The sequence below is a fragment of the Streptomyces sp. CBMA152 genome (assembly GCF_014596475.1).
Lineage (GTDB): Bacteria > Actinomycetota > Actinomycetes > Streptomycetales > Streptomycetaceae > Streptomyces.
In genome coordinates, this window is the sequence record NZ_MECJ01000002.1 from 745320 (window position 1) to 768529 (window position 23210).

The 23210-nt window shown below is 69.0% G+C and carries 19 protein-coding genes; 9 read left to right on the top strand and 10 right to left on the bottom strand.

All coding sequences use genetic code 11. From position 1 onward, the window contains the following. Nucleotides 1-88: 88 nt before the first annotated feature. Complete coding sequence (locus tag BG418_RS04310) at nt 89-544, bottom strand: Tn3 family transposase (RefSeq protein ID WP_188272270.1); 456 nt, start codon at nt 542-544, stop codon at nt 89-91. A 19-nt stretch (nt 545-563) separates the two neighbouring features. Here BG418_RS04310 and BG418_RS04315 point away from each other — a divergent pair, with 19 nt between their 5' ends. Continuing rightward, complete coding sequence (locus BG418_RS04315) at nt 564-755, top strand: hypothetical protein (protein WP_188272271.1); 192 nt, start codon at nt 564-566, stop codon at nt 753-755. 1622 nt (nt 756-2377) lie between these two features. Further along, nucleotides 2378-2668 (top strand): peptide deformylase, encoded by a 291-nt coding sequence (locus tag BG418_RS04320; RefSeq protein ID WP_223184257.1) that lies wholly within the window; start codon nt 2378-2380, stop codon nt 2666-2668. A 168-nt stretch (nt 2669-2836) separates the two neighbouring features. Here BG418_RS04320 and BG418_RS04325 read toward each other — a convergent pair whose 3' ends face one another. From BG418_RS04325 to BG418_RS04345, 5 genes are all read right to left on the bottom strand, one after another. Beyond that, nucleotides 2837-4240, bottom strand: a complete 1404-nt coding sequence (locus BG418_RS04325; protein WP_188272273.1) for a hypothetical protein — start codon at nt 4238-4240, stop codon at nt 2837-2839. A 15-nt stretch (nt 4241-4255) separates the two neighbouring features. Next, on the bottom strand, nt 4256-5179 hold the full coding sequence (locus BG418_RS04330; RefSeq protein WP_188272274.1) for a hypothetical protein: 924 nt from the start codon (nt 5177-5179) through the stop codon (nt 4256-4258). A 431-nt stretch (nt 5180-5610) separates the two neighbouring features. After that, a complete protein-coding gene (locus BG418_RS04335) occupies nt 5611-6723 on the bottom strand; it encodes an acyltransferase family protein (RefSeq protein ID WP_188272275.1) in 1113 nt (370 codons plus the stop codon). Between the two features lie 488 nt (nt 6724-7211). Continuing rightward, nucleotides 7212-7787: a hypothetical protein gene (locus BG418_RS04340; protein ID WP_223184258.1), complete on the bottom strand. Its 576-nt coding sequence runs from the start codon at nt 7785-7787 to the stop codon at nt 7212-7214. A 297-nt stretch (nt 7788-8084) separates the two neighbouring features. Beyond that, complete coding sequence (locus BG418_RS04345) at nt 8085-8453, bottom strand: MerR family transcriptional regulator (RefSeq protein WP_188272276.1); 369 nt, start codon at nt 8451-8453, stop codon at nt 8085-8087. 100 nt (nt 8454-8553) lie between these two features. On the opposite strand from BG418_RS04345, the gene BG418_RS04350 reads away from it, so the two are divergent. Further along, the gene (locus tag BG418_RS04350; protein WP_188272277.1) at nt 8554-9381 is read left to right on the top strand and encodes a patatin-like phospholipase family protein; all 828 of its coding nucleotides are present in this window, start codon (nt 8554-8556) and stop codon (nt 9379-9381) included. A 346-nt stretch (nt 9382-9727) separates the two neighbouring features. On the opposite strand, the gene BG418_RS04355 is transcribed toward BG418_RS04350, so the two are convergent. From BG418_RS04355 to BG418_RS04365, 3 genes are read right to left on the bottom strand one after another with little or no spacing between them, the layout of a single operon-like run. Next, on the bottom strand, nt 9728-11002 hold the full coding sequence (locus tag BG418_RS04355) for a hypothetical protein (protein ID WP_188272278.1): 1275 nt from the start codon (nt 11000-11002) through the stop codon (nt 9728-9730). Between the two features lie 38 nt (nt 11003-11040). Next, nucleotides 11041-12309, bottom strand: a complete 1269-nt coding sequence (locus tag BG418_RS04360) for a sensor histidine kinase KdpD (protein WP_188272279.1) — start codon at nt 12307-12309, stop codon at nt 11041-11043. Beyond that, nucleotides 12300-12953 carry a response regulator transcription factor gene (locus tag BG418_RS04365; RefSeq protein WP_188272280.1) on the bottom strand — a complete coding sequence of 218 codons (654 nt, stop codon included), beginning with the start codon at nt 12951-12953 and terminating at the stop codon, nt 12300-12302. Before BG418_RS04365 ends, BG418_RS04360 begins: the two co-directional genes overlap by 10 nt. Before the next feature lie 353 nt (nt 12954-13306). Between BG418_RS04365 and BG418_RS04370 the strand changes: the two genes are divergently transcribed. Then, nucleotides 13307-14749, top strand: coding sequence for a family 2B encapsulin nanocompartment shell protein (locus tag BG418_RS04370; RefSeq protein WP_188272281.1), 1443 nt, complete (start codon nt 13307-13309; stop codon nt 14747-14749). A 463-nt stretch (nt 14750-15212) separates the two neighbouring features. Here the strand turns inward: BG418_RS04370 and BG418_RS04375 are convergent, their stop codons facing one another. Further along, nucleotides 15213-16355 carry an alpha/beta hydrolase gene (locus tag BG418_RS04375; protein ID WP_317453494.1) on the bottom strand — a complete coding sequence of 381 codons (1143 nt, stop codon included), beginning with the start codon at nt 16353-16355 and terminating at the stop codon, nt 15213-15215. Nucleotides 16356-16743: 388 nt separating this feature from the next. Here BG418_RS04375 and BG418_RS04380 point away from each other — a divergent pair, with 388 nt between their 5' ends. The 5 genes from BG418_RS04380 to BG418_RS04400 all read left to right on the top strand — a co-directional run bounded on the left by BG418_RS04380 (nt 16744) and on the right by BG418_RS04400 (nt 22285). After that, on the top strand, nt 16744-17523 hold the full coding sequence (locus tag BG418_RS04380; protein WP_317453495.1) for a transposase family protein: 780 nt from the start codon (nt 16744-16746) through the stop codon (nt 17521-17523). Between the two features lie 317 nt (nt 17524-17840). Beyond that, nucleotides 17841-19877: an RICIN domain-containing protein gene (locus tag BG418_RS04385; protein ID WP_223184260.1), complete on the top strand. Its 2037-nt coding sequence runs from the start codon at nt 17841-17843 to the stop codon at nt 19875-19877. Between the two features lie 74 nt (nt 19878-19951). Further along, nucleotides 19952-20503 (top strand): hypothetical protein, encoded by a 552-nt coding sequence (locus BG418_RS04390; protein ID WP_188272282.1) that lies wholly within the window; start codon nt 19952-19954, stop codon nt 20501-20503. A 110-nt stretch (nt 20504-20613) separates the two neighbouring features. After that, nucleotides 20614-21405: a papain-like cysteine protease family protein gene (locus BG418_RS04395; RefSeq protein ID WP_317453496.1), complete on the top strand. Its 792-nt coding sequence runs from the start codon at nt 20614-20616 to the stop codon at nt 21403-21405. Between the two features lie 13 nt (nt 21406-21418). Beyond that, nucleotides 21419-22285 carry a hypothetical protein gene (locus BG418_RS04400; protein ID WP_188272283.1) on the top strand — a complete coding sequence of 289 codons (867 nt, stop codon included), beginning with the start codon at nt 21419-21421 and terminating at the stop codon, nt 22283-22285. Nucleotides 22286-23210 lie beyond the last annotated feature (925 nt).

A 23210-nucleotide genomic window follows, 5' to 3' on the forward strand; every position in this document is an offset into this window, starting at 1 on the left:
CCTGCGGATCCCACCGCCAAGATGCCCGGTTTTGCTGCAATTCCGTTCCGGCTGTATTCCGGTTGGCAGCCAATCTCGTCTGCCCCGTTCAGAGACCATCCGCAGGAAGGCGAAGCGCGCTGTCACACGGGCCGGGCGGGATGTGAAGGGTGGCGGTGTCGTAGTAGCCGAAGCGGAGCACGGTGTCCCTACGGTGCGGGCTGAGCGCGGCGACGTCGTCGGGGTTCACCTCCCGGCCTTCGGCGGACATCTGGCGAAGTGCGTCGGTCATGTCGACGGTGGCGGAGAAGATGATGCTGTTGGCCATCAGATCGAGGAACTTGACGGCCTTCTCCTGCAGTTCGGGATCGCGGGAGCGCAGGTAGCTGTCTCCGTCGAAGTGCAGTGTGTGGCCGTCTCGGGTTTGAAGGCCGGTGGCGGACTCCATGAGTATGTTGATCAGTGTGTCTTGGGCGGTGCCGACGCCTGGGGCGGCACTGGTTTCCATCAGCCGCTGGGTGTGGCGGAGAGGAGTTGTTCCGAACGTCCGGTCCCAGCGGACCACGGCTGGCAGACTCCGTCGCATGCGCCGATTCCTGCCGTATCTCTACGCCGTCATGATGGTTGGCTTCTGCGTCCTGCTGGCCTGGGACGCCTTCCGAGGGGCCGACTTGTGGCGGATCGTCCTCGACGTCGCCCTCGTTGGCGTAGCTGCCATCGTCTATAAGTGGGAGAAGGAGCGCCAGGACAAGATGCCGGACACCACGACCGGATAGCGGTGTGGTGTACGACGGCGGCTTTGGCTGGTCGGGACCGCGACAAGGTCGTCCGGGCTGGGATGGCTGTGAGTCCCCTTTGCGGTTCGGCATGGCGCATTGCGTTCCGCCCAAGCACCGTTGCTCGCTCAGCCACTCTCGGGCAGTGCTGGCGGAGGAGCCCGCACAGGCGGGCATGAGCAACGCCCTCGATCACATGAGCTGCCTCAACAACCCACATGATCCAGGACGCTCATGCCCGCCCGCCTGTCGCCGAGACGTCTTCACTACGTGACGCCTGTCTCTCATCGGTGGTTCTGATGTTCTCGTCTCGCATGTCGCAAGGCAAGGTCTGGGGGCGGTTGTGGACACCGCGGTGGGTGGAGCGGGCCAATAGTTCGTGGCGGACGGCGGCCATTCAGGCTTTCGCAAGAATCCGTAGAAGGCGCTGTTGGGTGGCCCGCCAGCGAGGGAGCGTGGATTCGCAAGGGGTTGAACGGGCTACCGCGGCCTGGTAATCGGCGGTCCGTGGCGTGCGGGCATCGGCGGTGTCCTCGCACTGGCGGAGTACCGGGTGGACGGGAGCATGGCGGAGTGGGACGGCTTGCGTCGCGCGGTGACGGGAGACGGGCCAGGCGACGGCCGAACAGCTGAACCTGAAACCCCGTCAAGCCTCCCTGGCGAGCTGATCAGCACCTCCGAGCAACGGGGGACCTCATGGGCCGTTCTGGTACTGGGGCAGCTGACGGGTGATCAAGCCGGACGAGCATGGCTGTGTACCGGCGGGCTCATGCCTGATCGACTCCAAACCAGGGCCTCCCACCTGCGGATTGAGGTTGAAAACATCCTCCGTTGCGGCCGGAGCCGGTTGAGCCATGGTGCCCGAGGGCGGGCGGCGTCGAGGGCCCGCCGCAAACCACGCTGGCCCAACCCTCGACGCCCCCGCGCCGTGGGAGGCGAGGTGCCACTCTGGTTGTACTGTGCCGGTCCCACTACACCCCTGGATGTAGAGGCGAGTTCAACCCAGCACCGGACGACGGCGGCCGCCAGAACTCGTAGCGTCGTGTCCCGCAGGCGCGTCCGGCGCCTCAACGGAGCGGAGGGATCGACATATGACGCGTGCGATGCACAACGGCGCCCGAGTTCTGGCCGCCATCGCGCTGGCGGCCGCAGGTACAGGGGTGGGTGTCCTCGCTGCCTCCCCGGCATCGGCTTCCAGCGCCACTGCCGCGAGTTCGTGGGGAGGGAAGTGCCATCCTTGGCATGACCGGAACTCCGGCGGTGGGTGGTGCGACGGGAACGGCCCCACCAAGCGATACCACGCCTACGGCCTGTGCAACGACGGCTACTCCAGCTACGGCGTCGAGCGCTGGGCCGGAGACCGAAGGGGCTCCTACGTGTACTGTGCGGGGCACGGGGGCCTCAGCGGTACCTGGGGTCTTGCGAAGAACTGGTAGGAACACCGCTGCCGCGGGAGGTCACCTGGTTCCATGGTGGCTACCAGGACAACATCGTTGACCGTCTCGCTGTGGCGCTGACGGCCTTGCGCTGCTCCTGAGGCCGAGGATGCTGCGAGCGCTGTCCGCAGCATCCTGGAGGCCATGGAGCAGGTCGGCCGGGCTCACGATTTCTGTGGCAAGGGTATGGGGCTCTGTATCAGCAACCGCTCGGCGGACAGGGACGAGCAGTACGAGGGCTGCCTCAGCTTCTTCGGTGTCCGCGGACTGGTTCCTCGCCCTCTGGAGATCACTGTCGACAGCACCGAGCTGGACGGCAGTGTGCAGAGCGCGGTGTACCGGCTCGGCGTCGCGCGGCTGATCCATCACGAGGTCGACCACCTCGACGGCCTGCTCTGCACCCGCCGGATGCGGCCCGGAGTCTCGCCGATCCCCGTGGACGAGTACCGGCAGACCGGCCGGGCCTGGACCTACTAGCTAGCGCGACCGTCGTGCTGGGCGCAGGAGTTGCGCATGGCGCGAGCATGGGTGCCGGCGCCGCCATCGGGAAACGGCGGTGGAGATCACCGCCACGACCAGGGCGAGGCGGGCGAGGCACTTCACGCACAGGGTGCGCGGTGTTGCGTCGTAATTAGGCATGGCCGGTTAATGGATTACGGGTGGCGGCTGGTCAGGGACGCAGCCGTCGAGGAGGGGATGAACGGTCCAGGAGTTCTCCGGGCGGTTCTGCGCGGCCCAGACGGCCAGTTGTTCCGGTGTCATCGACGCCAGTTGCGGGGCACTCAGCCCGCCGCCCTCCTGGCGTGGGTCGGGGGGTGGCGGGGCCTCGGCCATCAGATGGCACCACCGCTCGTGGGTGGCCTTGATCGCCGCCTTGTCCGTGTCCGGGATGCCTTGCCCGTTCCTGGGGTCGTAGTCGGCCGGCAGGGGCCGGATTTCGGGCGGCAGCGTCTGGAGAGGCGTCGTCAGCCTCAGGATCGACTTGACCGGGTGCAGTTCGGTATGGCCGGAGTGCCCGGCGTCCCAGTCCCAGCGGCCCTGGACGATGACCACGTCTCCGACATGGATCTGCTTGGCCACCGGTCCGGTGACGAACAGATCGTCGAACGCCTGCGCCGCTTCCCAGGCCGCCGCGACAGTAGCCGCCATCGCCGGCGCCAGAGCAGGGGCGATGGCCAGGGCGATCAGGTCCTCGGCGATGGAGCAGACGGCGTTGGCCACCGCGTCCAGCGGCCACGGCAGCTTGTCGGCCACCGTGTGGCAGACCTCACCGGGGCTGGGGCCGCTGCTGCCGGGCGCCTTGCCCTGCAACAGGTCCAGGAAGGGATCCATCGCCTGACAGACGAAGAAGATCCGCGACCCCTCGCACTCGCAGTGCAGCACCGGGAGCGGCACCCACTGGCCCTTGTCGGGTCCGGGGGGAGCTGTCCACTTGTCACCGGGCTGTGGCGGGTCGTAGAGCTTGTGCAGGTTGTCGCCCTCCTGCCGGGCGTCTTCCAGGCCGCCGTCGGCGCCGATCTTCCAGAGCACGCCGTAACCGTCCACCGGCCAGGTCGCCTTGCCCTTCGACTGGTGTTTGTCCATCGGCCATCCAGGAGCACCGCTCTGGTCCACCGGTTGCGGCAACGGCTGCGGATTCGGGGAATCGACCATGAGCCAGCCCAACGGGCCGTGCGCGACGACGTCGTCCCTGACCCGGTGGGGCTCGACGATGTTGGCATCGGGCGAAACGGGAGGGTTGTAGTGCGCGAAGTCCTGGATCTGGAAGGGCGCAAGGAGCACATTGAACGAGAAGTCGTTGTCGAGGGCTTCCACGCCCGACTTGCCCGCGCCGACCGCCTCCAGCCCGACCACCGTGCCGATGGCGCACTTGTCACGGCCGCCCGCCAGGCAGACGAGTTTGCCGCCGAGCAGGTACTCGCAGAGCAGGAACTTCAGCGTGGCTGCCACGCCGGATTGGAGAATGCCCGGCACATCGCGGTAGTCCTTGCGGTCGACGCAGTGTGTGTACTGGCCCGGCGGTGTGATCACCGCTCCGACGTCAACCATGGCGACGCCCTCCTCTCACCCTGTGCCGTCGACGTAGAGCGTGACCCCGCCGAGGAGGTCGTCGCCGATGTCCGCGTGCACGTTGACCGCCTGTCGGCCGGTGAAGCCGTCGGGCGCCGTGATGTCCACCGCGACCTCGCTCTGCTCGCCCGGCGCCAGCGGCAGCTGCGCCGGGTTCACGGCCACTCGCCAGCCGTCGGGCACCGGCCAGCGCTCCGCGCGGTGCCGCGCGAGTCGCGACCGCCGCACACCCTCGCCCTTGCCCTCCGAGGCACCGCACGACTCCAGCGGCGGGATGGCGTAGCCGTCGACCCGCAGGGTGACGAGCGCCTGGTCCGCCCGGTCGTTGCGCACGGGGAACGTGAACGCCGCGTGCGGTGAATTCAGCGGTTTCACATCGGTGTTGCTCTGCCCCATGTTGTTGTCCGGGTTCGCGTCGTCGTCCCACAGCAGCTCGACTTGCAGGCAGTAGTGGCCGGGAGCCGCCGGAGTGCGCCAGGGCACGGTGGCCACCGCCGGGCATCCGAGTGCCCCCTTCACCGGCAGGTCGACCTTCGTCGTGCCGACGTCGTGCCGGGTGGTGCCCACACCGAATTCCAGGTAGCTGACCCTGACCGGCAGACCGGGTGCGGGAGCCGTGGTGGAGCCGTTCCAGACGCGGGCGACCACCAGGTACTTCGTGTCCGGCTGGAGGGCGTGCGCGTCTACCGGGACCCCCGGTGCGGAGGCCAGTTCGACGTGGATATCGGGGTTGTCCCACGTGACGGCGAAGCCGTGCGCCTGCAGATACCGCTGGCTGTAGATCAGCGGGTCGGGCTGACGGTAGGCCCAGGGCGGAACCACGCCGTCGGCGGGCCTGCCGCGGTCACGGTTGGCCAGCCGGCACAGCCTCTTCAGCTCCTTCAGCAGCCACCACAGCCAGCCGAGAGCGAGCGCCAACCACAGCAGCCGGAGCCAACGGCAACGACGGCGGCAGTGGCTCCCCGGCGGTGCGCAGTGACCTCGGTGCCACCGCATGGCAGCACCCGCTACGTTCATGCTTCCCAATGTTCCACTCGACCTGTCCCACTGCCAGTTGGGCATACGCGGCCGTTGTGCGCGGTGCATTTGACAGGTGCCCCGGACAGACGCGTACTGAGAGTGGCGACGCTGTGCGAGTTCCTGCCCGCTCGTTTAGGAGGGCGCACGGGACGGGGTGGGATGTGCGTCAACGGGGCTGGATCGAGACGGTCGCGGCTGTTGTCGGCGCAGGCATCGTCCTCATGCCTTGGTGTGGCCCGCCTGGATCGAGGCACTCCGCGGAGTCATCCCTGGCACGCACACAACCTGTCACAGGGCAGCATCCGTTCCCCGGCGGCGCCCGCTCCCGGTCAGCGCGTGAGGCTCTTCTCGCGCTCCGGCGCGGCTGAGGGGGTAGGGGCGCCTCCCGCGACCATGCCCTGTTTCCCGTCCGGCACCAGCCATCGCGGAAGGCGCGGCTCCACCAGGGGGCGGGTCAGCGCCCTCACCGGCGGGGTCGAGAGCAGCGCCACCGCGCCGACCGCGATGGCGCTGAGCAGCAGCGTCCCGGCAGGGCCCCACTCCCGCAGCACCGGGAAGACCCCCGCGTATTCGGCGACCCGAAGCAGGAGCCCGTGCAGCAGGTACGGGTAGAGGGTGACCGCGCCCAGTGCCGTGAGCCACATCCGGCGATCGGGCACCAGCGTCAGGAACGACGCCACGAGAAGCGCGCTCACCGTGAAGAGTGCCAGCCGGAGCAGCAGATACCGTACGGGCGACACATGGAGCGCGCCGTATCCGACGTCCATGGAGAGCCAGTCGTCACTGGGTTCCGGCGACAGCCAGTAGGCGAGGGCGAGGGCGCCGGCGAAGACCGGCACCGCGCACCTACGGGCTGCTCTCGTGCGCAGCCGGGCGAAGTGTTCGGGGCGCAGCCGCAGCCCGAGCACGAACCACGGCAGGAACATCAACGTTCTCGGCAGCGCCAGATCCTTGCCGATCACGGTAGTTCCGGCGGCGAGCGAGATGACTGTGGCGAGGAGGACCGGGTGGCGGACGGCCTTCCAGATGGGCGTGGTGATCCGCCAGACGAACAGGGCGATCAGGAACCAGCAGAGATACGTGGGAGAGGTCGGCGTGATCGAGAACTCGGTGCCGCGGACCCAGTGGTTGACCGCGGTGTAGATGACCTCGAAGATCAGATAGGGCAGCAGCACTCCGGAGAGCAGGCGACGGATCTGATCGGGTCTGCCGGTGAAGTTCCGGGAGAAGTAGCCGGACAGCAGGATGAACGCCGGCATGTGGAAGCCGTACACGAGGTTGTGCAGGGCTCGTAGGGCATGCGTGTGGCCCGTGAGGATCTGCTCCCAGCTGTGACCGAGCGCCACCAGTGCGATGAGCAGGAACTTGGCGTTGTCGAAGAAGGGCCTCCGGTCGGGGGCGGTCGGGGTGCGGGGACCGGGGTGGGGGGTGGGGCTGGTCATTCGCTCCAATGTAGGGGGGCGGGCGGGACTCGTGGAGCCCACACCGCAGTGTGCACGGGACGTTCCCCTGGGGTTTCACCCTTGGTCGGCATGGATACCCCAGACGTCGCGCCGCGGCACCACACCCCGCGCCCCGGACTGCTGCCATGCTCGCCGGAAAGGTCAACCAGGCAAGGGATACCAGCGGGGCGGCTCGCAGGGCGCCGGCCAGTACGGCGACAGCGGCTCGTCCTCGGCGGGGGCGCCGCGTCGGCTGCTGGGGACGGTTCAGGCCGCGTAAGTGCGGGGGAGGGGCACTGGCGTTCTTTTCGTGGAGGCTGTACACGATCCTCTACGCGGGTTCGTACGCACCTGATCACATCCGAACGCCGGATCGAGAGCTGAGCGCCGGGACAGTGCGGTGCCCACCAGTGCGGCGACTGTGGGGAGGCGCCTGGCGGTGTTCATACTGCGGCAGCGGCCTTGCACGTCGGTGTCAGGGCGCGTGGTCACGCTTCGGGCAGGTCGCCCCAGAAGGGCACCGTGGACGATTGTGCGGGCAGGGGCAGTTGTGGACCCGTGCCGAACTCGCGGCGCAGGTAGTCGGCGAGGTCCGAGCCGCGCACGGCGACGTCGGTACGGTGGACCGACAGGACCGGGTGGTCCCATGCATCCGCAGACTCTGGTACGTAGTGGTTGACGTGGAACGGGACCAGCCGCGGCGCCTTCGCGAGGTGCCAGCGGGCGGACTTGAGGGCGTGCTTGGCCTGGGTCGGCTTGGGACCCCAGGCGGTCGGCCAGAAGCCGCTGTTCTCGACGTCGAACAGCACACCCTGCACTGGTAGCCCCACTTGGAGCCGCAGGTTCGCTGGACGCCCGTCCCGCCAGTCGGGCCATCCCGGCCCCAGCGGCAGTACCGCCCCCAGCAACAGCCGATGATCGGCGGAAAACCGGAAGCCGTACGCCTCCTCCACCGCCGCGAGCTCCCGCTCACTCATCCCGGGCTCGCATCGCACCCCGCCCTCGTCGAGCAGTCGCCGCAAGTCCGCGGCACTGGGCCGACCGGGGAAGGAAGTGCTGGTCATAAGCGGAAAGGGTAACGGCTCGACAGAGGGTGCCGCCTACGGGACATCAGCTTGCCGACTGGCTTGGTTTTTTGTGACCAGTTGTCGGTGCTGGTGGTGTGGCGGCCCGGATCGGTCGTGTTGCCGGGGGCAAGCCGCAAAGCCCGCGGCCGTCGGGATCGGACGTCACCACCCGGTCGACCTCGCTCGCCGGCAAGCACGTGGCCGCAACCTCCATGGAGCACCTTGAGACGCTCATGGACGAGCTCTCCGGTTTCGGCTACGACTGGGATCCGGGTGCTTGGGGTGATGGAGGCGTCAGTCGGAAGCGGCGTCGGCAGCCGAGAGGATCGTGTCCAGCATGGCGCGGGAGCTGCGCAGGGCCTGGATCTCCTCGGTCATTCGTGCGCGCTCCTTCCTGAGGTCACCCACCAGCTCGGGGCAGGCGGGGGCGAGCCCGGCGTAGTTTTCATCGTCCGTGAGGCAGGGCAGGACCTGGGCGATCACCGCCGTCGAGAGACCGGCCGCCAGCAGGCAGCGGATACGGCGCACCAATTCCACGTCCGCTTCGCCGAACTCCCGGTAGCCACTCGGCAGTCGGTTCGGCGCGAGCAGGCCTTGCTGCTCGTAGTAGCGCAGCAGCCGCTCGTGAACGCCGGTGCGAGCGACCATGTCCTTCATCCGCATACGGTGCCTTCCCCCATGCCGCTTGACTCTGACACTGATGTCGGAGTTTAGCGTGCAGACTACGGGCTGCCAGAAGGCAGTTCACCGGGAAGGAGCAGTGATGTCCAGACACTCAACGGCTGTGGTGCTCGGCGGTGGCGGGTTGGCCGGCATCGGCTGGACCACCGGGGTGCTCGCCGCGTTGGAGGAGCAGGGGGTGCTCCGCCTGGGTTCGGCTGACTGTGTGATCGGTACGTCGGCAGGCGCCGCCGTGGCGGCCGCGGTGCTCCAGTCCGGATCGGCGGGCGCCGAGTTCGACAGAATCGTGCGCAAGTCGCGCAGGGGAGACGAACTCGCTCCCGCGGCGGCACTGGCCGATGTACTGCCCGAAGTCCTGGCCATACACGCCAGCGAGGACTCCATGGCGACGAAGACAGAGCGCTTCACCCAACTGTCCCAGCAGCGCGCGGGAATCGATCCAGCCCTGCGCCGTGCAGCCGTCGCGGGACGCGTGCGGAGCGACAGTTGGCCCAGTGATCGTCTGCACATCACTTCCGTACGCACCGACGGCAGCCGCACCGTCTTCACCAGCGCTTCGGGAGTCGCCCTTGTGGATGCTCTCACCGCGAGCTGCGCCGTTCCGGGCTTGTGGCCCGTGGCGCGCATCGGGGGCAAGGAGTACATCGACGGCGGAACGTTCTCCCTCACCAACGCCGAACTCGCCCGGACAGCTGACCACGTGATCGTGCTCCGTCCCACACCGGAACTGCCCCAGTACCTGACCGAGGAGCGACGGGAGACCCTTGAGCACGCCACGCTGATCGAGCCCTCCGAACGCGCCCGCGCCGGCTTCGGCCCGGACCCCTTCGACCCGCATGTACGGGGCATCGCCGCGATCCTCGGATACGAGGACGGCCTCGCGGCGATGCCCGCGTGGCTTCGTAGGTGAGAACGGAGAGCGAGTGAGCCCTTTTCATCCTCTCGTTGAGGCGTGGTGAAGAACGCCGACGGCCAACCGCCTCCTCAGGGCCAGCCCACCGAGGAGCAGTGCCGAAGGAGTTGCCGGCCACATGTGCAGGACAGCAGCGCACGGGTGACACGGCGCGGCTGTTCGAGCGGGGGGGGGCACACCGGAAGCGGGGCAGGTACGGGTATCGGCCTCTCCCTTGCCCGCGCCCTGGCCGCCTGCGCTGTCCATGGTTCGTCGGCGTGTGCCGGGGCGGCGTGGTTCTCGGCGCAGCCCCGGCGCACCGGGCCCGTCGGCCGGGTGGGCCGACCGGGCGTTGTGCGGTCTGTCAGCCCAGGTCCGCCAGGAGGGCGTTCAGTTCGCTCTCCTGCTGTGCCGGTGACATCGGGGGGTTCTGGTGGTCGATGCCGAACGTCTTCAGGACTTTGTCCATCTGGGCGTCGATGGAGGTCCAGCCGGTGTCGTCCAGCGGCTGCAGCGAGTCCTGGTCGGCATCCCACAGGTCGCGCAACGACTGGGCGGCCGCATGGGCGCCGGCCGCGTTGCCCGAGCGTGCGTCCTTGAGCGAGGTCGATGCGAGGGTCCGCAGCGCGCCGACCTTGGCGGGCGGGAAGTTCTTCACCGCCTGGCCGGGAGGCAGCTGGACGGCGGAGGTGGTGTCGGTCTCCGGCGCCGGGCCGACGTGCGGCTGAGCGTGGGCCCAGACCAGCAGGGCCGTGGTGGCGACGGCCAGCACTCCGAATCCGGCCAGTGCGATGCGCTCCTTGCGCGGGTTGCCGGTGTGCTGTGCGGCGTGGGTCGCCTCGTAGGTCTCGGTCACATCCGCGCGCGTCACCGTCAGGTAGACGACGGTCGCCAGGATCAGGCCGAGGAAGATCAGGCTGGTGGTGAACGTGCCCAGCGCGAGACCGGTCGGGTCGCCCGGGCTCTGGGCGACCTTGGGGGAGGCGAGCCAGTCGCCGATGTTCGCGCCCAGCGGGCGGGTCAGGATGTAGGCGAGCCAGAAGGACAGCACCGGGTTCGCGCCGAACCTCCGCAGCGCCGTGATCGCGGCGATGAGGCCGAGCGGCAGCAGCACCGAGACGCCCGGGCTCCAGCCGGTCAGCTCCAGGGTCCAGTCGCCGGTCGCGGTGCCGAGCGCGAAGGTGACCAGGACCGTCAGCCAGTAGAACGACTCCCGGGGCAGGGTCGTGACCGAGTGGATCGACAGCGTGCGCTCCCGCAGCCACCACACGCCGAAGACCACCGCGAGCAGCACCGAGAAGACCGCGGAGCTGATCCACAGCGGCACGTTCAGCTGGTCGGTCAGGATGTCGGTGTACAAGGTGCCTGTGACGCTGACGACGACCACGGTCAGCCAGTAGGGGAACGGTACGTACCGCTTCAGCCGCAGCTGGACGGCCAGGACCACCACCAGGACCGCGGTGAAGATCCAGGCCGTGTTCACCAGACCGACACCCAGCTGGGTGTTGATCCAGTCGGCGAAGCTCTCACCGACCGTCGTGCACAGGACCTTGATCACCCAGAACCAGACGGTGACCTCGGGGACCTTGTTGAGTGTGAGCCGCCCGCTGCGCGTGCGTGCTTCGGTCGTCGTTGTCATGCAGGGAGGTTTACGCGGGGAACCTGCACGTAACCTGACTACGTGGCCGCCCGCGCGGCCGGGAGCGTCACCTCGACGTGACCGCGGCCGTCCGCGATCGCGCGGACCTCCACACCGGCGGAGGCGGCGATGCGCCGGACCACCGGCAGCCCGAGCCCGTACCCGTCGCCGCCGGTCACACCCGCGTCGAAGACCCGGTCGACCTCTGCGGGATCGAACCCGGGGCCGTCGTCCAGGACATCGACCACGACTGCCTCGCCCTCGGTCCGTGCGGTGATCCACACGCGCGACCGCGCATGGCGCAGGCCGTTCTCCAGCAGGGGCGACAGCAGCGCCACGGCGACGTCGGCCGCCACGGCGACCTCGGCCTTCGCGGGAAAGGCGACCTCGACCGCGCGGCCGGCGATCGCCTGTCGCGCGGCGGAGCGCAGGTCGCACCGGGTCCCGGCGTCTGTCCGTGCGCGCGCGGCGCGCAGAATCGTCGTGATCGCCGCATTGAGGCGGTCGACCTCGCTCAGCACCGTCTGTGGCGCCACGGGCTCGCCGGCCAGCTGTGCCAGCTGCGCCTCGCCCCGCAGGACCGTGAGCGGTGTCCGCAGCTCGTGGGCGATCTCATCGGTGAGCCGGCGCTCGTCCCTCAGCGCGTTGTCCACGCGCTCCAGGAGCCGGTCCAGGGTCTGTCCCAGTTCCCCGAACTCATCGCGAGGGACTCCGAGGTCGAAGCGGCGCCCCGGTTCGTGATGGCCCCAGTCATCGGCGAGGGCGGCCATCTCGTGCACGACCCGCAGCGCGCGGCGCACCACAAGGTGCGCGACACCACCGGCGAGGAGGATGGCGAGGCCGCCCAGTACCAGCGACAGGGTCAGGCTGTGCTGCTCGGATGTCTCATAAGGCGTGAGGTCCACCCGGACGACCACCATGACGTGGTGGCCGTCGACCGGGACCTGCCGCGCGTACAAGAGGTAGTGCGCGACGGTGGCGGTCTGCGATCGGCTCGCGCCTGCCAGCGCCTCGACGCGCTCGACCATGCTGCTCGGTATGTTCCCGTCGATCAGGCGGCCGTCGGCATAGACCCAGGCGACCTCGTCCAGCGCCTCGCTGCCGTTCTCCGTCAGCACGACACGGCCGCCCACGGTGGTGACGTTCGCCGCGACCGCCTCGGCACGGGTACGCGCCAGGTCGAGCGCGTCGGCGTCCGTCACCCGGCTCAGCAGCACGTGGGAGACCACGACGAGGATCGCGACCACGGCGGTGGCGATCAGCACCGTGAGCGCGACGACCCTCCTGCGGAATCGCGTCACTGCCATCGGTAGCCCACGCCGCGGACGGTCGCCAGACGCTCGGCCACACCCAGCGGAGTGAGCTTGGTCCGCAGCCGGCGCACGAAGGAGTCGAGGGTGTTGTCGCTGACCTCTGCTCCGTGCGGCCAGCCGGCAGCGATGAGAGCGTGGCGGCGCACCGCATCGCCCGGCGAGGCGATCAGGCGGCCCAGGAGCCGGAACTCGGTCGGGGTCAGGCTCTCGCTCACCGAGTTGTAGGTCACCACGTGCTTCGCCGGATCGAGGGTGACCTCGCGCGGTGCGGGCGCCACGGTGGCCCGGCGCAGCAGCGCCCGGACGCGGACCAGCAGTTCCGGGATGTCGAACGGTTTGGTCATGTAGTCGTCGGCGCCGGCCTCGAAGCCACCCACCTTGTGCTGCAGGCCGTCCAAGGCGGTGAGCATCAACACCGGGGCGTCCACGCCGCGCGACCGCAGGGCCAGGCAGACGTCCCGGCCGTCGGCGTCCGGGAGCCCGAGATCCAGGACGACCAGATGGGGCACCGTTGCGAGCTGCCGTAGCAGGCTGCCGGCCGTGGCGGCGACGGAGACGGTGTGGCCGTCGTGTTCCAGGGCACGCTTGAGGATGCCGCGGACCGCCGCGTCGTCTTCGCACACCATGATGAGAGCCACGGGCTGACCCTAGGCACTCCCGTCCCAGTTCTCCATTTGCCCTGATCAGCCGCCCGACGGTCGGGAACAGACCGCTGACGACGCATGTCCCTCCCCCCTGAAGCCGCGACGCTTTACGGGGTCCCGCGCATCCACGCCGTCCTGCAACGAGAGGGCGAAGACTGTGGCCGCTCTGACCTCGCAGTCACGGGCTACGTGTGTTCGATCCCCGGTGCCGGTCCATGGGATGGGCCTGTTGCCTGGGGCTGAGTGGGGGCAGCACCACCCCTTTGAGTAATGGCGCAGGGGCTCTGCGTAGTGGAAGGGTCGTGGGGCAGATCCGTTTCATGATCGTGAGAGTCCTGAGGAGTCACATGTCGGTCGAGGCAGGTCCCGAGAACCCCGCACAGCAGAGCCTTGGCACGGCCGCCGCACGGAACTTGGCGACCACCACCAAGTCCGCGCCGCAGATGCAAGAGATCACCTCCCGTTGGCTGCTGCGGATGCTGCCATGGGTCCAAGTGCAGGGCGGTACGTACCGGGTCAACCGACGGCTGAGTTACACAGTCGGGGACGGACGGGTCGAGTTCATCCAGACCGGCGAGCGGGTCGCCGTCATCCCGGCCGAACTGGGTGAGCTGCCCGCGCTGCGGGATTACGAGGACGAGGCCGCCCTCGGCGAGCTCGCCAACCGCTGCGAGCAGCGCGAGTACGCCGCGGGCGAGGTCATCGCCACCGCGGGAGCCGCCGCCGACCGGGTGTTCCTGCTCGCGCACGGCCGTGTCCAGAAGATCGGCACCGGTCAGTACGGCGACGAGACCGGGCTCGGTTTCCTCGCGGACGGCGCGTACTTCGGCGGGCAGATGCTGCTGTCCGCCGATGCCGTCTGGGAATGCACCTTCCGTGCCACCACCGCGTGCACCGTCCTGATCCTGACCCGTGCCGACGTGCTCAACCTGGCCGAGCGCTCCGACTCCCTCCGGGCGCACCTCGCGTCGGTGTCGCTGCTGCCGGAGCAGCGCACCAACCACTACGGCGAAGCGGCGATCGACCTCTCCGCGGGCCACGTCGGTGAGGCGATCATTCCGCACACCTACGTCGACTACGAGGGCTCGCCCCGCGAGTACGAACTCTCCGTCGCGCAGACCGTCCTGAAGGTTCACAGCCGTGTAGCCGACCTCTACAACCAGCCGATGAACCAGACCGAGCAGCAGTTGCGGCTCACAGTCGAGGCGCTGCGCGAGCGTCAGGAGCACGAGCTCATCAACAACAGGGAGTTCGGCCTCCTGACCAACTGTGACTACGGCCAGCGCCTCCAGCCCCATAACGGGGTGCCGAGCCCCGACGACATGGACGAGCTGCTCTCCCGGCGGCGCGGCTCCAAGCTCTTCCTCGCCCACCCGCGCGCGATCGCCGCCTTCGGGCGCGAGTGCAACAAGCGCGGCTTGGTGCCGGAGTCGGTGGAGGTCGCCGGCCACCACGTGCTGACCTGGCGCGGAGTGCCGATCTTCCCGTGCAACAAGATCCCGGTGAGCGAGGCCCGTACGACCTCGATCATCTGCATGCGTACCGGCGAGGCCGACCAGGGCGTCATTGGACTGCAGCAGGCCGGTATCCCGGACGAGATCGAGCCGAGCCTGTCGGTCCGCTTCATGGGCATCGACGAGCAGGCGATCAGGTCCTACCTGGTCACCGCGTACTACTCGGCCGCGATCCTGGTGCCCGACGCGCTCGGCGTGCTGGAGAACGTCGAGGTCAGCCGCTGGCGCGACACGACAGGCCCGGGAGCGCCCACGGCGGTGCCACCGTCCAGGTGACGCCGTTGTCCATGACGTGAAACCGCATCCAGCATCTGGCGATGGCAGTAGCCCTCCGGCCGGCCACGCCGACCCTCCGACCAGGCATGTACCGAGCCGACGGCACCGAGTTGAGCTCGACCGATGAAACCGCGTAGAGCTGGAGCTGCAACAACAGGGCCTGTGGGCGCATGAGTTGGCCTCGCCAACCCTCGTGCTGCGCCAGAGGCCCTGCCTCTACGCACCCACAAGCCGTGATCATCCGACCAGGCACTCGGTTCGATCAGAACCGCCATCGTGATCGACAGGAATTGGGTATTTGGGTCTGGTGCACGATCGGGTGATATCTGAACTGGCTTGTCCTGTAGGGCGGTTGGGAGGGATGTCGTCGTGCTGAAGCCGTATCCGGATGAGTTTCGCGAGGATGTCGTGCGGGCCGAGAGGAGCACGCGGATGAAGTCCCGCCTCGCCGTCGCCGCGCGACTCATCCGGTGCCGGTGTCCGGCGGAGTGCAGGCGGTCTGCGGGGTTCCGCCGTGAGTGCGGAGGAAGTCCAGCAGGTCGCAGACCGACCGGCCCAGGACCTGTACGTGGCCTGCGGCGGGATAGGTGCGGTAGAGCACGGCTGGCGAGCCGAGCTTGCGCAGATGGGCGACGACCTGGTTGGTCCAGGCGGCCGGCACGTCCTGGTCGGCCTCGCCTTGGATGATCAGTGCCGGAACGGGGACTGGGGCGCGGTCGGGGTCACCGTAGGCGCCCATTCGCTCCCCGATCCGCTTCAGATGGTCGGCACTCAGCGGCAGCATCTTCTCGGTGTCCAGGCCCTTCAGCTCCTGGGCACTGTTCATGGCGCAGCCGGCGAGGACCCGGGAGGCGGTGGCGGCTGCCGCGTTCCCCAGCAGCGTGCGCAGGCTCACCGACGCGTCGGTGGGGTCGATGGCCGCCAGCCCGGCCAGGGAGTACAGAGCGAAGGACAGCTCGCTGGGCACGTGGGATGCCTTCACCCCGGTCAGCATCACCTCCAGATGGCTGGCCGGGGCAACGGCCACCACCCCGCCCAGGCGCTGACCGCCAGGGGGATGTGCCGCGTGCGCGGCGAACAATGCGGCCTGGCCGCCTTGGGAGTGCCCGACCGCGAACCACACCCGCCCCAGGCCGGGCGCCAACTGGTGGGCGGCGGTGACGATGTCGGCCACCGCATTTCCCTCGTCCGAGCCGACCAGATATGTGTGTGTCCCCGGTGTCCCGAGCCCGGGGTAGTCCGAGGCGGTGACCGCGTACCCGGCGCGCAACAGCGCACCGAGTTCCTGGATGTAGGCGCCCGAGCCGAGATCGGCCAGCCGGGAGGGAGCGCAGGCGTCGGCCACCCCGGTGGTGCCGTGTCCCCAGGACACCACGGGCCGACCGCCATGAGGAGGAGGGCCGGGTGGCAGGAGCACGGTGCCGCTGACCGGGACGTCCGCGCCGCGGCCGTTGGTGGAGTGATAGACCACAGTCCAGCGCCGGGCGCCGGCCAGCCGGGCCTGGGGGCCATGGTCGGTCGCGGCGATCAGCGCGCCCGGTGTCCCGGCCGGCAGCGGCTCGGGCACGCGGTAGGTGTCACCCGTCAGGGCTACCGCCGGCGGCACGGTGCGATCCGATGGGCGGGTGGCCGTATGGGGGGAGGCGCAGCCGGCCGCCGCGACTACGGCCGCAACCATGGCGCTCAGCAGCCCAGCCATGCGCCGGGGCGCTCGGTCCGAACGCGGTACCGCAACGTACAGGGGCTGGGGTCTCTCCATGTGGGCGATGCCCCTTCCTGCGCAATCTCTCAGCTGATCTCACCCTGGCACCGCCACCCCACCCCGCGCATCCGGGGGTCCGCCGCCCGTGCCCTGTGGCCCTTTGGCGAGCCGCAACGCTGTCGTGGACGATTGCGTGCACGTACTAACGACCTCGTGCATGGTTGGCCGTGGCCCGGCATCCGGGTTGCTCATTGAACGGGGCATGGCGGGGGCTGGGGCGCGTGAGTTGATCGTGGCGGAGTACCGGGTTATCGGGTTGTCGCCGATAGTGATCGCTGAACTCGTTGCTGAGGTAGGGCTGTTGTGGGGCGAGCTGCATCAGGCTCGGTTTACCGCTCGGCCACGGCAGTGGGCGGTAGGAGCCGGGGCGAAGCGCAAGTTTGTCTTCCTCGACCGTCTGCTGGCCACGCTGGTGAGTCTGCGCCATGGCATCACTCATGACGTGCTGGCCTGCTGGTTCGGTGTGGACCGCTCCACCATCACCCGTGCCATCGGTGAGGTGCGGCCCCTGCTGGCGCAACGGGGCTGCACCGTCGCCCGGGGCATCCGGCTACGCACTCTTGCCGAGGCCATCGAGTACGTGGGCGCCGGCGGGACCGGCATCATCGATGGCACGGCAGTCCGCGTGCGGCGCCCGGTCGCAGGCCGAAAGGACCGGGACACATTCGTCTCCGGCAAGACCAAACAGAACGCCGTGAAGTCCATGATCCTCACGGACACCGAGGGGCGCGTACTGTTCTGCAGCCCGGTCCAGCCGGGCAGTTGCGCCGACATCACCCAGGCGCGACAACTGGGACTGGCCCAGCTCCTGGCCGACGGTCCGTTCCTCGGGTCGAGCACGGCATCGCACACCTCAAGAACTGGCGGGCTCTCACCCGTACCGCCATACACGTCGGAACCTCAAGCAGCGCGCGCCGACCAGCCTGGGCGCAGCAATTTCGAGCAGTCCGTAGCCGAGTGCCTGCAATGGGTCATCGGCGGTTCCATAAGCCTGTCTTGGGCTTACCCATAGAGATTCCCAATGAATGTGATCTTGGGCGATGGCGTCGACACTCTGTGCAATTGCACACAAGCGGAGCCTTTTATTCCACGATAACGATCTTGCCAAGTGGCGTCTCCGTGTTTGCCCGTCAATTGGAATAGACCTTTTCCCGTGTGTGGTCAAGTGCCCTACAGGTAAGGGAACTTGATACCTCGCGTCGGCTACTCCGCGCATTTCCCTCAAGTGCGCAGTCCAATTCCCTGCGCAAAGCAGCCCTGTTAGACCGTGGACCCGTTCTGGCACACTTCCGGCCAACCACAACTCCCCCACAGAAATGAGGTGTGGCCTTGTCCGGTCGCAGAAGACAGGTGCAGCAACGGCGACGAAGACGCGGCATACTCGTCGCGGCGGTCGCCGTCACAGCGGGAGCACTCGCCGGAACGGCAGCGGTCGGTGGTGTCTTCGACCACCACTCGCCCCGCCCCAAGTCCATCGCCGCGCAGGCAGCGGCCGACGGCCCCGCTCCGGCACCCGCGCACGACAAGACCCCGGAACCGGTGACCCGAATACCCAACGACGACCGCACGCACGGCCTCGTCTACAAGGGTCTGAGTCCCGCACCCAAGGGCGACCGGTGCACAGGCGTTCTGCGCACCGCCGACGACCGGTGTACCCACGGCCCCGACAAGCCGCCCAAGGGCGTGGACATCTCCAAGGACACCCCGCCCGCCGCGAAGACACAGGAAGTGGCCGAAACACCGAGCCACCTCGGCACCGGGGGAAAGCCCTCCCCGGGGCAGCCGTCCGCCGGCACCATGGCCTCCGTCGACGCCCGCCAATCGGGCAGCGCCGCCAAGACGCCGCCTGCCTCCACGCGGGGTGCCGGAAGCAGGAAGGCGGCGCCGGCCGGTCAGGCGGTGCAGTGCGACGGTGACGGGAGCACCGGCAACCGTGTACAGGTCGTGTACGCGCACGGCCCCGGCAACGACCGGTACGCCGAGTACCTGGCGTCGTTCCGTAAGTGGGCCGCCGACGCCGACACCATCTACTTCGCCAGCGCGCAGGAGACCGGGGGCGTACGGCACATCCGGTACGTGACCGGCGCCGACTGCATGCCGTCCGTGCTCAACGTCGAGGTGGCGAGCTCGGCACTTGGCGAGTTCGGCACGTTGAACTCGGCACTCGCGGAGAAAGGTTTCGACCGGCGCGACCGCAAGTACATGATCTTCGCGGACGCCAAGGTCTACTGCGGCATCGGCACCTTCAACGGTGACGAGCGCCCCGGCGCTGCCAACCTCAGCAACTTCGGCCCCTCCTACGGCCGGACGGACACCGGATGTTGGAGCGGTGCCACCGCCGCGCATGAGCTCGGACACAACCTGGGCGCGGTCAACAACAGTGCCCCGGACACCAGCCGCGCGGCGCACTGCACGGTCGAGTGGGACCTGATGTGCTACTCGGACGCGCCGTACTACCCACAGATGCGCATCGTCTGCCCGGACCGGAGCCACGACGAGCGCCTGGACTGCACCCACGACAACTACTACAACACCAGTCCACGGCCGGGCAGTTACTTGGCCACGCACTGGAACGTCGCGAACAACCAGTTCCTGATGACCGGCGACGGAACCCGGCCCAACCCCGACCCGAGTCCTACGCCGACCCCGCAGCCGACCGGCAGCACCGGACCGTCGACGGGTCCCGTCCCGACCGTCGCGCAGCTGACGTCCGACTCGGCCGTGGTCAGCTGGTCGGCGGCGCCCTCGGCCGCCTGGTACCAGCTCCTGCTCAACGGCAGCCACCTGGCATGGGTCCAGCCCAACTCGGCGCGGATCTACAACCTGCGCCCCGACACCGACTACACGCTCGCCATCTCGGTCCGCGACCGGGCCGGGCGCGACTCGGGGCCCGGTCGCGCGGTGGCGTTCCACACCCCGCCCGTCGGCAGCACCGTCACCAAGCCCGCCACGCGGTACTCGCTGACCAACGGCCGCACCGGACTGGCGGCTGAGGTCTGGGGCGGCGAGAGCGCGGACGGCACCGTCCTGGTCGGTTCCCAGCCCAACGGATTCACGCCTCAGCAGTGGTACTTCGATGACGCCGCCGGTGGCAGTGTGCGCCTGCGCTCGGCCGTGTCCGGCAAGTGCATGCAGATCGGCGGGGCTCCTGCTCCGGGCCAGTGGATCGGCCAGCAGCCTTGCTCCGGCAGTGCCGCCCAGCAGTGGCAACTGACCAGAACCGGGGACGGCCTGCGCGTGACCGCCAGGAACAGCTCGCTCGTTCTGGGCGTCGGCAATCGCCCGTACTACGGAGCCTGGCTGCTTGAGCTCCAGACCCCGGACAGCTCCAGCTACCAGGCATGGACTCTGCGGACGGCATCCTGACCCCCTTCTAGTGGCAGGGGCCGTCTCCCGACGGCCCCTGCCACCCTCCCCACTCACACCGGAGCCACCTGCTCATGCCCGATCGCCGCTTCACGGCAGCGGCCGCCGCCCTCGCGGGCCTTCTTGTGCTGGGTTCCGCGCCCACGGCACACGCCCACGGCGACACCATCCATCTGACCGTCACGGGCGTGTCCGCCGGTCACCCCACCGCCAGGGCGACCTGGGAGGACGACGGCCACCCCGTCAACGAGAAGGTCGCCGGCACGCTCAGCGCGACCTCGGCCGACGGCACCACCCTCGGCCCCTGGCGATTCGTACCAGTGGCCGGCGAGCCCGGAACCTTCACCACCGCCGAGGCACTGCCCGCAGGCCACTGGACCATCACGGCGGAGACCGCCTTCCCGGCGCTCGGCCGCGTGGAGTCCCAGGCCGAGGTGACCCCCGTGTCGGTCGCACCGTCACCTACCGCGCCGTCCGCAGCAACACCGCCCGCCACAGCCGCTCGGACTGAGTCCGGCGGCGGACCGGCCTCCGTCGCGCTGGCTATCGGCGTCGCCGCCCTGTTCCTCGCCATCGGCGGCCTCGCCGCGTTTCGGCTGCGGCGCCGCCGCGTCCGCCATTCCTGATCAGCAAGCCAAGAAAATGGCCCCCCATGCATAGATTCCGCAGGTCATCCCGCATATCGGCGCATACGCCGACCCGCAAGACAGCTCGCACAAGAACGCTCGTCTCCACAGTGATTGCCGTCCTGTCCGGTAGCCTCCTGCTGGCCGTCGCCCCACAAGCCCAGGCCACCGTCACCGGAACGGTCGTCGGCGGGCAGGGTAACTTCAGCACCGTCAACCAGCGTTCTCTGCCTTCGCTGTCCTCCGCTGTCACCGGAAGCTCCCCGGTCGGCGACCACATCCCGATGGTCTGCCGGACCACCGGCGACGTCGTCGAGAACAACTCCCGCTGGATCTGGTCCGGCGCGTACTACCTCGCCGATGCATTCATCAGCGAGGACACCGGTAGCCTGCCGGTCTGCGGCTACACCCGGCCCACCAGCTGGACAGCCCTCAACATCAGCATGCAGAAGCAGGTCCAGAACCAGTGGTGCTGGGACGCCTCCGGCCTGACCATCGCCAACTACTGGGGCTACACCGGCTACAGCCAGTACGACTTCTGCAGGTTGGCCGCCCAGAACAGCTGGCTGGACTGCAACAATCAGCCGGCCACGCTCGATGACATGGCCAACGCCCTCAAGAACATGGGCTTCCGCAACAGCGGCACCGACCTGTATCGCAGCGCCTCCTTCAGCGAGACCCAGAACGAGATCGCGAACGGGCGCCCGCTCGCCGTTCGCATCGGCTGGACCTCCGGCGGCGGTCACATGAACGTCATCTACGGCTACGACAGCACCAGCAACATGGTGGCGGTCGGCGACCCCTGGCCCAGCACCCAGACCTACACCTGGTGGGACTACTCCACCTACGCCGGAAACAACTCCTTCCGGTGGACCCACACGCGCACCGGCATCCACGGCTAGGAGACGACCCACAATGCGCCGTACGACCAGGCACACCGCCATCCTGCTCGCCGCCGCTGCCGCTGCCCTGTGCGCGCCCGTTCCCGCGCAAGCCGCCGACAGCCCCACCGCACCCGCCCCGACCGACTACACCGTCGCTCAGCAAGTGCTGCGCTCCGACCAGGTCCACGACACCGTCTCCCGCTTCCTGGCGGCCGCCGAGCACATTGCACCGGCCGCCAGCGCGGACGGCGGCACGGCCGGCACCCCGCACAGCCTCGCCCAAACCACCACCACCGCACACGGCTTCGACCTCAAGAAGCCGGTCCCGCTCTACGAACTCGCATCCGAATTCGTCACCGGCAAGACCAAACCCACCGCCGGTTCGGCCCTGCGGCTCGCCTACCCCACCTCCCGCGTCTCGGCCACCAACGGCCACCAGGCCGCCGTCCTGCTCGCCCCAGGACAGAGCGGCCATACCTGGCAACTGGCGGGCATCCGCGACGGCGACGCGGACATAAGCGTCGCCGAGCGCGGCACGGACCAGGCCCAAACCTTCATGGAGCCGCAGATCCACGCCTGGTACCGGCTGACCCGCAGCGGCACCGTCGAGCCACTGAACAAGGAGGCCACCGTGGCCCTCCAGGCCAAGTCGCACGTCAGCCTCGCGGCGTACCAGCAACTCGTCACCAAGCGCTATAGCGACAAACTCCCCGGCTCGGCCTACGACCGCAAGGGCCTCGTCGGCGGCTACGCCCCCGCCGAAGACCAGCCCGCGACCACTACGACCGCTACCACCGCCCCCACCCGGCCCTGGCTGCCCGCCGCCTCCGGCGCGGCCGCCCTTGCAGCAGCGACCGCAGCGCTCATCCACCTGCGCCGCCGACACCGCTCGGCCTGAACGCAAAGCGGTCCGGCCCCCTCAGCGGAGGCCGGACCGCCGACTGCAGGCATCCCGTCGGCGCTGATGGACCCGCGCCAGTTACGGCTGATCGCGCGGGCGGGGACGGGGCCGAACAGGTCGGTGCCGTGGACTGCGGCGGCGTCGAGGATGTGGTCGACGCTGACGCAGGCGGCGTCCACCAGCTCCTGGCCGGGCAGTAGATCGGCGGCGGCCAGGTCGCCATGGCGGGTGGTGACGGTCTCCACGTCGCTCAAGGTGGCCGCGGCCGTGGCGACATGGACGATGACGTGTGGCCGGTCCGGCTCGCAGACCTCGGTGAAGTGCCCCTTGAAGCAGCGCCAGCCCATGCCCCGCTCGATGGGGTAGCGGGCCCGGAGCTTCACGGCCATTCCGTCGATCACCGCGACGTAGTCCGGGCGGACGCTATGCCGGCCGTGTTCGTCGGTGAGGGGGCCGACCGTATCGAGGTGGTGTTGGGCGGCGGTGATGAGGAGTTGGAACCACTCGGCGCGGCTGCGGCGCCGTCCGGCCGTCCTGGCGGTCGGTGTTTCGCCGACCGTCCCCGACCCGTTGATGGCACTGGGATCTGGCGCCGCGCCCAGCGAGTGCGTGTTGTTGTTCGGGTCGGAGGGTGCGCCAGCGTGTGAGTTGTCCGGTGGTCCATTGTCCGAGGTCTTCGCCGCTGTACAGGCGTGACCCGACTACGAGTTCGTCGACCTGGCCGCCGTCTTGGGGGTAGTGGTCGGTGAGGGTGAGGTGGCGTTGCCAGGCGGGTTCCAGGGCCCGCTGACTTGCCAGGGCACACCGAGTCCGTCCAGATCCGCCACCCGGTCGGGCCAGCGGCGGGTGAAGGCGGGGCGTCGGTGTCGTTTCGGGGGGGGGGGGGGGGGGGGGGGGGGGGGGGGGGGGGGGGTTTTTTTTT

Coding starts and splice junctions, on each gene's coding strand:
- BG418_RS04350 (WP_188272277.1), top strand. CDS start 8,554: ATGTCCAGACACTCAACGGCTGTGGTGCTCGGCGGTGGCGGGTTGGCC.
- BG418_RS04400 (WP_188272283.1), top strand. CDS start 21,419: ATGCGCCGTACGACCAGGCACACCGCCATCCTGCTCGCCGCCGCTGCC.
- BG418_RS04360 (WP_188272279.1), bottom strand. CDS start 12,309: ATGGCAGTGACGCGATTCCGCAGGAGGGTCGTCGCGCTCACGGTGCTG.
- BG418_RS04340 (WP_223184258.1), bottom strand. CDS start 7,787: ATGACCAGCACTTCCTTCCCCGGTCGGCCCAGTGCCGCGGACTTGCGG.
- BG418_RS04315 (WP_188272271.1), top strand. CDS start 564: ATGCGCCGATTCCTGCCGTATCTCTACGCCGTCATGATGGTTGGCTTC.
- BG418_RS04345 (WP_188272276.1), bottom strand. CDS start 8,453: ATGCGGATGAAGGACATGGTCGCTCGCACCGGCGTTCACGAGCGGCTG.
- BG418_RS04320 (WP_223184257.1), top strand. CDS start 2,378: ATGGGGCTCTGTATCAGCAACCGCTCGGCGGACAGGGACGAGCAGTAC.
- BG418_RS04355 (WP_188272278.1), bottom strand. CDS start 11,002: ATGACAACGACGACCGAAGCACGCACGCGCAGCGGGCGGCTCACACTC.
- BG418_RS04370 (WP_188272281.1), top strand. CDS start 13,307: ATGTCGGTCGAGGCAGGTCCCGAGAACCCCGCACAGCAGAGCCTTGGC.
- BG418_RS04325 (WP_188272273.1), bottom strand. CDS start 4,240: ATGGTTGACGTCGGAGCGGTGATCACACCGCCGGGCCAGTACACACAC.
- BG418_RS04390 (WP_188272282.1), top strand. CDS start 19,952: ATGCCCGATCGCCGCTTCACGGCAGCGGCCGCCGCCCTCGCGGGCCTT.
- BG418_RS04335 (WP_188272275.1), bottom strand. CDS start 6,723: ATGACCAGCCCCACCCCCCACCCCGGTCCCCGCACCCCGACCGCCCCC.